Below are 8,270 nucleotides of genomic sequence, written 5' to 3'. Positions count from 1 at the left end.
TCCTTCTTGTTCTTGTAAACGAGTTCAAAGCCCAGCCTTTTCGCCAGTTCGGGCCATACGTCGCCTTGACACCTCGCCTCGCCCAGCGGCTTGACAAGAGGCTGACGGATGGAGAATTCGGCAATCTGGTTAGCCGACACCATGTCTTCCCAGTCCCACCTTTCCAGATAGGTGACATCTGGCAGAATGAGGTCAGCGAACTGCGATGACTCGTCATAAACAATGGTTGAGGTGATCAGGAAGGGCATAAGGCTCTCGTCCTGCAAGATCGACTGGAGACCCTTGTTGTCGCCGTTGACGAAACCCGGATTATAGCAGCTCCACCAGTAGACCACGGGCCGACCGGCCTTGCCGTCCTTGATCATCGGCAGAACCTGATGGCCGACGCCGTGCGTCGGGTAGGCCGCTTCGCCGGGGAAGCCGTCGGTAATCGGCAATCCCTTTTGCACCTCGGCCTTCTTCGACGAGGGATACTTCCACCCGGCGCCGACGCCCATGACCCGGCCGCCGGCCCGATCCAGGTTGTTGGTGATGGCGGAAAGCAACATCGCCGCCCGTTCCTGGTCGGCGCCGTGATAGTGCTTGACGGTGCCGCGATAGGTGACCAGACAGGCCGACTTGGCCTTGGCGAAGCCCTGGGCGATTGCCCTGATTTTCGCCGCCGGAACGCCGCTGAGCTTTTCGGCGAATTCGGGCGTATACTTCGCAACCTGCTCCTTGACGGCCTTGATCTTGTCGTCCGTCGAAGCCTTGTGGTCGGCGCTCACCCGCATGAACTTGAAGTGGTCTTTCTTGAACAGGCCTTCGTTCATGATGACGTTGCACATGGCCAGCATAACCAGACCGTCATGGCCGACATTGATCGGAATCCACTCGGTTGCCTTAGCGGCGGTATTGGTAAGCCGCACATCGAAGGTATAGAGCGGAACCTTGCGATCAACCATCGCCCGAATCAGACGCTGCGAGGTCGGGATATGGTTAGTGTGGCACTCGAAGTTGTTGGAGCCGAACATGACCACATAGTCGGTCTTGTCGTAGTCCCAGTTGTCGTACATGCCGCCCCACAAGCTCTCCTGACCCACCCATTTGGATGCCTCGCACACCGAGGTATGAGTGCCGATGGTCTTGGTGCCGTAGGCGTTCATGAAATCGTACATGGTTTTCGCCTGAGACGCCTTGTGGCGGCCATAATGATACATGAACAACTCGGGCGTGCCGGCGTCGCGGAGCGGTTTGAGCTTGGATGCAACGAGATCCAGAGCAGCATCCCAGGTAATCCTTTTCCACTTGTGCTCGCCGCGCTTGCCGACGCGCTGCAACGGATGAAGGATGCGATCCGGGAAGTAGACCTGGTTGACGCCGGCCTGTCCCCTGGCGCACAGCTTGCCGAGGGTTCTAATGGAGTCAGGATGGCCCTCCAGCTTCATCAGCCGTCCGTCTTCGACATAACCCATTATGGAGTCGCGGGTAACGCATTGCCAGCAAGTCGATGGAACCGCCTTGCGTTCCTTCCCCGTCGCCGGAGAGAAATCGCGGCCCCCGCCTTGAAGCTTGACGGTCCCGGCCAACGCATTTTGACCGCCCCCGGCGCCCGCCGCCAAAGCGGCGCCGCCGGCCGCAGCCAATGTCATAAAATTACGACGATTAAACTTTTTCATTTTGTAATCCTCCTTGTCAATCAGCCGGGCCTTAGGGCATCTGGTCAATAAAGTGATCCAATTTCTTGGGTTCACGTTTTTTGTAGATGATGTTCATGACCTTGTTCGGGTCGATGTAGAACACGTTCGGCCTTGTTCCTTCGTCCGGCAGAAGGACATTTTTCTCGGCTCCGTGCTCCTTGATGAGCTTGGAAACCTCGCTGTCGGGATCGTTAAGATCGCCCCAGATTCTCGCCCGGCCCTGACAGGTATTGACGCAGGCGGGATCAATGCCGTTATCAATGCGATGATTGCAGCCGGTGCACTTGGTGATGGATTGCTCCTCCGGTTTCATCCCCGCCTTGACGAAGGGGTCGAACGAACGGACGCCGTAGGGGCAGGCTTCGATGCACTTGCCGCAGCCGATGCACTGTTTGTCATCGACCAGGATCAAGCCGTCGGGACGCTTGTAGGTGCCGCCGCTGCGATAGCTGATCTCCTTCCCGTCGGGCGTCGTGTATTTCCGACGCTCGCCCGGATACTGCGGGCAAGCCTTGACGCAGGGCGGAATGCCGTCCGTTTCGTTGCCCTCGCAGTGATTGCACATGAGGGGCAGGAAGTCCTTCTTGGTATTCGGGAATGTCCCCCATGTTTTTTCCTGGACGACGGTCCTGAAATGACCGAGAGCGACGTTGTTCTCGGACTTGCACGCCACGGTGCAGGCCCTGCAACCGATACACCGGCGCAGGTCCATGACCATTCCCCATCGCGGGGCCTTGGCCTCGGCGGCCTCCGCCTTTTTTATCGGCGCGGCGAGAGCCGCCGCTCCTCCGGCCACAGCCAAGCCGGCGCCGCTCAGCATCTTGCGCCGACTGATCTTCATTTTCTTTATTTCAGTCATTTCAAAACCCTCCTGATCATAACTTTCTCCTCCCGTATTATTGAGTAAGACTGATAGCGTCCTCAAATTTGCCGATAGCTTCGTCCAGAATCATAACCGAGTATTTCTTGTTGTGAACTCCGTTGCCGATACGCACGATATTCAACAGCTCTTTCCCCTCAACCAACGTTGCCCTTGCCTTGTCCGCATCAGAGCCTTCCTTGACTTCGCTCAACGCCTTAACCGCTTCTTCTTCCACTTTCTCCGCAGCATCGACTTCTTTTATGAACAATTGCTTCCAGTCCTTGAGCATGTTGGCGTGCTCAGGCGTATGACAGCCGACGCAAGGCTCTCCCGTCGAGGCTTTGACGGAGTGGCCCCTGATTTCTACGGTTTTTTGGTGACAGGCCATGCAGTTGGCGTTGACTGCGCCCATGAACTGCGGCGGACCCGATAGGCCTTTACTGACGGGCGCTCCGGAGAGCAATAGTTTTTGATACTTGTGCTGATCGTCATGGCATAACGTGCAGGCGGTGCGTTCGGGTTCCAGATAATCGACCGGCTTTTTGTGTTCGATCGGGTCATGGCAATCAAAGCAATTCGCCCGCTGGGGGCCGACATGCTTCTCATGCATCAGTTTTTTCTCATTTACCTTGGTAAGCAACTCCGCCGTTTTGTTGTGACAATTAAGACAGCCTTCCGTCCTGACATCGCCCGCCCCCTTGATGATCTCAAAATGGCAGCTTTCGCAAGTAACCTTGGCTTGCTCCATGGTCTGATGGGTGATCGGCGTCTTGTTGGGATCGGCGCCCGCCTCCAACTGACGCTGCAATGATTTGGTCGGAATTGTGTGACACAACGAGCATTTGTTGCGGCCTTCGTTCAGCCTGAGCTTGATGGGCTGGGCTTTAACATCGGTCGGCTTCCCGATTTTGAAATGACACAGGAAACAGATTTCCTTGGGAGTCTCGAAGTGCTTGTCAACGGAACGTTTTACATGGCAACCGTCACAGTGAATTTCCTGACCTTCAATCGCCTTTTCAAAGTGGGGCCGGTGCTTGAATTTGATCCTGTCCGTATAACTGATTTCTTTGTCCAGAATCTTCTCTTTGGAGTGACACCCCGACCGCAAACAGGCGGCGTCCGCTATTTTTGCGCCGACCGGTATGGGCGCCTTGGAATCAACGAGGTAAGCCGCCAGATGCCTCAAGCCGATAAACTTCGCCTTCAGCGAGTTCTCCTCGCCGGGAGCAAAATGACATTGCAGGCATGTCGCCTGCGCGTGATCGGAATTTTTTAGGGCGAAATGCTTGTCGGTTTTCCACGCATTCCACTGCTCGTTCATCGTATGGCAATTTGTGCCGCAGAATGAAGGCCGGGACATGTAGGACGACGCGCCCCAGGACACCCCTCCGACAACTACGACCAGGACGACCAAAGCTAGGCCAACCGTTTTCCAGCCGAATGAGAAGTTAACGTTCAACGACCTTCCCCTCCCCCTCTTACGCCTGGAACATCAAATAGTACGAAAGCGCACTGTAATAATAGCACCATCCATGAATGTAACAAGCAAAAAAATACGGACCTCAATCCGGCCAGCGTTTATGCAGCCATAGCCATTGTTCCGGCCTTTCGCGCACCCATTCCTCAAGGCAGGCGTTGACCTTGGTCATGATGGCGGCGATGTCGGCCCGGCGGTCGCCGCTGTCGGGCAGGTCTATCGGCGGAAAGTGAGTTATCCTGAAGCGGGCGCCGCCCAAGCGTTCGGCGCGAACGGGAACCACCGGGCAGTTGAACTTCAAGGCGAACTGGGCCAGCGCCGGGGCGGTCATGGCGTCGCGGCCGAAGAAAGGGGCGGCGACGCCGTCGTTCATTTTCTGATCAACCAGAATGCCCAGGTGGCCGCCGGCCTTGAGCAGCCTCAACGCCTGCCTTGCGCCCGGCGCCCCCTTGGGGATCAACTCGCCGACGCCGGGGCGACGCTGCCGGAACAAAGCCTCCACCAGCCGGTTGTTGGGAGCGCGATAGATCAGGTGGATGGGAAGGCCCCGCCGCTCGACGCTGAGAGCCGGCACCTCCCAGTTGGCCAGATGACCGGCGAAAAAGATGCCCGGCTTGCCGTCTTGCCTGAGGGCGTCAATGATCTCGGCCCCCACCACTTCCACATGATCGCCGGCGCCGCCGCCGTACATGCGAAGGCGGTGCAGAAAGGGAAACTCGAAAGCGGTGCGCCCGATATTCTCCCACATGGCGGGAATGATGGCCTCGATCTCAGCGTCGTTTTTCTCGGGGAAGGCGCGCCTGAGATTGCGCCGGGCCGTCGCCGTAACTTTCAGGCGGGGACCGATGGCCCGCCCGAGCAAGCCCCCCAACGCCGACGCCAGGTCCAACGGCAGCAGCTTGAGCAAGCCGAAGGCGGCATAAGAGGCCAATGCCTCAATCGGGTGGAGCAGACGCTTGCGAAGCGTTCTCTCAATTCGGCTTATATCGGCCATTGATTACCAGAGGTTCAAGAACAGACGCCAAAGCCGTTTGGTCGTCCCATTCCATGCTGATTGTCAATACCTCAATGCCCTCGCGCATCTCCGGCGACAGGCGAACGGCGTCCTTGGCGGTGGTTGCCAGGATCGAGCCGGTCTCGCGGGCGCGCGCCTTAAGGCGCTGAATGTCCTCGGCCTCGTAGGGGTAGTGGTCGGGAAAGGGATGACAGGCAACCAGACGGCAACCGGCGGCGCGAAGGGTGTCGAAAAACTTGTCGGGCATGCCGATGCCGGCGAAGGCGACCACGTCCTTACCGTTAAGACCGGCGGCTTCGGGACCGGGCTTGACGCGGGCGCGAAGCAGCGGAAGGCTTGTTCCCACCTGTTCCCGCACTCCGTTTTTATCATCGCCGATCAGCACCAGGGCGTCGGCGCGGGCCAGTCCCGACGCCAAAGATTCACGCAAGGGACCGGCGGGAATCACGCGACCGTTGCCCAGGCCGTAGCCGCCGTCGATAACCAGCAGGGAAACATCCTTGAACAAACCGGGGTTCTGGAAACCGTCGTCCATGATGATGACCCCGGCCCCGGCGGCCGCCGCCAGACGGGCGCCTATCGCACGATCGGCGGAAACCCAGGTCGGGGCCGAACGGGCCAGCAGCAGCGCCTCATCGCCTACGTCTTTAATGCTGTGACGGTCGGCATCGACGCGCAACGGCTGCGGGGCGCCGCCGCCATGCCCACGAGTAAGGAAATGAATGTTGACCCCGAATTCAGCGAGATGCGCGCCCAGACTCAGCGACACTGGCGTTTTACCGGCGCCGCCGGCTACCAGATTGCCGACGCACAGCACCGGGACCGGCGCTTTCCATGGCTTGACGGCGGCATAGCGGACGCCCGCCGCCGCTCCGTAAGCCCACCCCAGCGGACGGAGCAGGGTTGACCGAAGGCTGCCGTCGCGTCTTGCCCAGAAGTCAGGCGCCCGCATGACGATCCTCCATCCTATCGAGAAACGGCGTCAGTTCCGCCATCACCAGATCAAGCACCCCGGTCCCGGCGCCGGCAAAGGCCATGGCGGCTTGTGACAGGATAATCCGCTCGTTCCCGCTGCCCAGCAGCTTTTCGACCTGCGCCGCCAGTTCCGCTTCGTCGGCCGCCTCGACCGAGCCTCCCGCTTGCTTGAGGGAGCGGGCGATTTCATCGAAATTAGCCATGTGGGGGCCATGAATTACGGCGCAATTCAGCCGCGCCGCTTCCAGCGGGTTCTGTCCGCCGGAAGGGGTCATCGACTTGCCGATGAACACCACATCGCACAAACGGTAAAATAATCCCAACTCGCCGAGAGTGTCGGCGACGTAGATATCAATGTCCTTGTTTATCTCATCAAGCCGGGAACGCAGGGCGACCGTAAATCCGGCGGCGCGTAACGCCTCGGCGATCTCCCCTCCCCTTTGCGGATGACGCGGCGCGATTATGCTCAACAGATCAGGGCATCGGCTTTTCAGTTTTCCGTGGACGCGACCGACGATTTCCTCTTCGCCGGGATGAGTGCTCGCCGCCAGCCAGCGGGGACGACCCTTTATGACCGCTTCCATGCGCGACAACTCGGCCTCGTCGACGGGCAGAGGAGACGCCGCGAACTTGATATTGCCCAGGCACTTGGCCGTCCCGGCGCCGAGAGATAACAGACGACCAACGTCATCCTCGGTCTGCCCCAGGCACAGGGTGAACGAGGAAAGCAGCCTGTTGATCAGGCTCTTGCCGCGCTGCCATCCGATGTAGGAACGTGGCGATATCCGCCCGTTGATCAATATCATGGGAATGCCGCGACCCGCCGTCCCGCTGATCAGGTTGGGCCAGAATTCCGATTCCGCCCACAGCGCCAGATCGGGTCGCCAATGATCAAGAAAGCGGCGCACATAGCTCGGCCGGTCAACCGGGATATACTGATGGAAGGCGCCCTTGGGCAAACGTTCGATCATCAGCTTGGCCGAGGTCACGGTGCCGGTAGTCACCAGCACGCTCAGTCCCGGCTTGTACGCCGGCAGGCGCTCGATGAGCGGCAACATGGAAATAGATTCGCCGACGCTGGCGGCGTGCAGCCACACCAGCGGGCCGTCGGGACGCGGGCGTCCCGGCCGCCCCAGACGCTCGCCGAAGCGCGCCCGGTCTTCCTTGCCCAGCGCCTTGCGCCACGCCAGATAAAGACGGATCAGCGGCGCCCCCAGGATGGTCACGACTCTGTACGCCCGCAACATCATGACGCCGTCTCCACGGCAGGCTCGACAGGGACACGCCCGCTCAGAATATCGGCTTCGGCAGTGACGGCGTTAAGAGCGTCCTCCACCCTTTGGCGGGCTTCTTCCACGGCGCCGTCGTCGGCGTCGCGGGGGACCAGGACGGGTTCCCCCCATACCATGACGCCCCGCGCCGAAGGAAAGGCGACAAGGAAACGGTCCCAGGAGGAAACGACCTTGCCGCGAGTAACGCCGAAGGCGACGGGAATAATCGGAACGCCGGAAAGGCGGGCGAGGTTGATGATTCCGTTGCCGGCCCGCATCCTGGGGCCGCGTGGGCCGTCGGGCGCAACGGCTACGCAGTCGCCGCTCCTGATGACCTGAAGCAGGGCGCGTAATGCCTTGGAGCCGCCTCGCGTCGATGATCCGGCCACCGATTTGATGCCGAGGCGGGCCATGGCGTCGGCGCCCAGTTGACCGTCGGCATGTTCGGAAACCAGCATGTAAATATTCGCCTTATGGTTCCAGCAATAGGGCATCATCAGCATACGGCCATGCCAGAAGGCAAGAATGAAGGGCTTGTTCCCGTCCCACAGCTGCCTGGGAATCTCGCCGCGCACCACCGACCAACGACTGCCGGCGTAAGCCAGCCGGATGTACAGAGCGGCCAGGCGGCTTATCAACAGACGCACTACCCGGTTACGCAGGATTTTCTTGGACAACTTCACGATTCAGCCATCCATGGCCGAGGCCTGCTCCGGGGATGAATCATTCCCGATGAACTGCGAGTCATGGAGGTGCGCGTAAGCGCCCCCCGCCGCCAGCAATTCATTATGACTTCCTGATTCCACCACTTTCCCGTTTTCAATCACATAGATAACGTCGGCGTCAACAACCGTAGACAGACGATGGGCGATTACCAGCGTGGTGCGCCCCTTCATCAGCCGATGAAGCGCCGCCTGAACCTGACGTTCGGACTCGGTGTCCAGCGCCGAGGTCGCCTCGTCCAGCAGCAGGATCGGGGCATTCTTGAGCA

General features: G+C 59.7%; 6 protein-coding genes and 2 pseudogenes (2 of these 8 cut by a window edge). All 8 read right to left on the bottom strand.

Annotation, left to right across the window (positions count from 1 at the left end):
- Nucleotides 1-1,658, bottom strand: a pseudogene (locus tag A3H92_06450) (DMSO reductase) (it extends 829 nt beyond the left edge of the window).
- Between the two features lie 31 nt (nucleotides 1,659-1,689).
- A complete protein-coding gene (locus A3H92_06445; protein ID OHC75254.1) occupies nucleotides 1,690-2,538 on the bottom strand; it encodes a hydrogenase in 849 nt (282 codons plus the stop codon).
- A gap of 37 nt (nucleotides 2,539-2,575) precedes the next feature.
- A complete protein-coding gene (locus A3H92_06440; GenBank protein OHC75253.1) occupies nucleotides 2,576-3,862 on the bottom strand; it encodes a hypothetical protein in 1,287 nt (428 codons plus the stop codon).
- Nucleotides 3,863-4,103: 241 nt separating this feature from the next.
- Nucleotides 4,104-5,012: a lauroyl acyltransferase gene (locus A3H92_06435; GenBank protein ID OHC75252.1), complete on the bottom strand. Its 909-nt coding sequence runs from the start codon at nucleotides 5,010-5,012 to the stop codon at nucleotides 4,104-4,106.
- Nucleotides 4,990-5,985, bottom strand: coding sequence for a tetraacyldisaccharide 4'-kinase (locus A3H92_06430; GenBank protein OHC75251.1), 996 nt, complete (start codon nucleotides 5,983-5,985; stop codon nucleotides 4,990-4,992). Before A3H92_06430 ends, A3H92_06435 begins: the two co-directional genes overlap by 23 nt.
- Nucleotides 5,972-7,258, bottom strand: a complete 1,287-nt coding sequence (locus tag A3H92_06425) for a 3-deoxy-D-manno-octulosonic acid transferase (GenBank protein OHC75250.1) — start codon at nucleotides 7,256-7,258, stop codon at nucleotides 5,972-5,974. The genes A3H92_06430 and A3H92_06425 overlap by 14 nt, the downstream gene beginning before the upstream one ends.
- Nucleotides 7,255-7,962 (bottom strand): hypothetical protein, encoded by a 708-nt coding sequence (locus tag A3H92_06420; GenBank protein ID OHC75249.1) that lies wholly within the window; start codon nucleotides 7,960-7,962, stop codon nucleotides 7,255-7,257. Before A3H92_06420 ends, A3H92_06425 begins: the two co-directional genes overlap by 4 nt.
- A 3-nt stretch (nucleotides 7,963-7,965) precedes the next feature.
- A pseudogene (locus tag A3H92_06415) lies at nucleotides 7,966-8,270 on the bottom strand (ABC transporter permease) (it continues 1,450 nt past the right edge of the window).

Source organism: Rhodospirillales bacterium RIFCSPLOWO2_02_FULL_58_16, assembly GCA_001830425.1.
Taxonomy (GTDB): domain Bacteria; phylum Pseudomonadota; class Alphaproteobacteria; order Rhodospirillales; family 2-02-FULL-58-16; genus 2-02-FULL-58-16.
The sequence above is the reverse complement of the archived record's forward strand: the minus strand, read 5'-3'. Positions and strand labels throughout refer to the sequence as shown.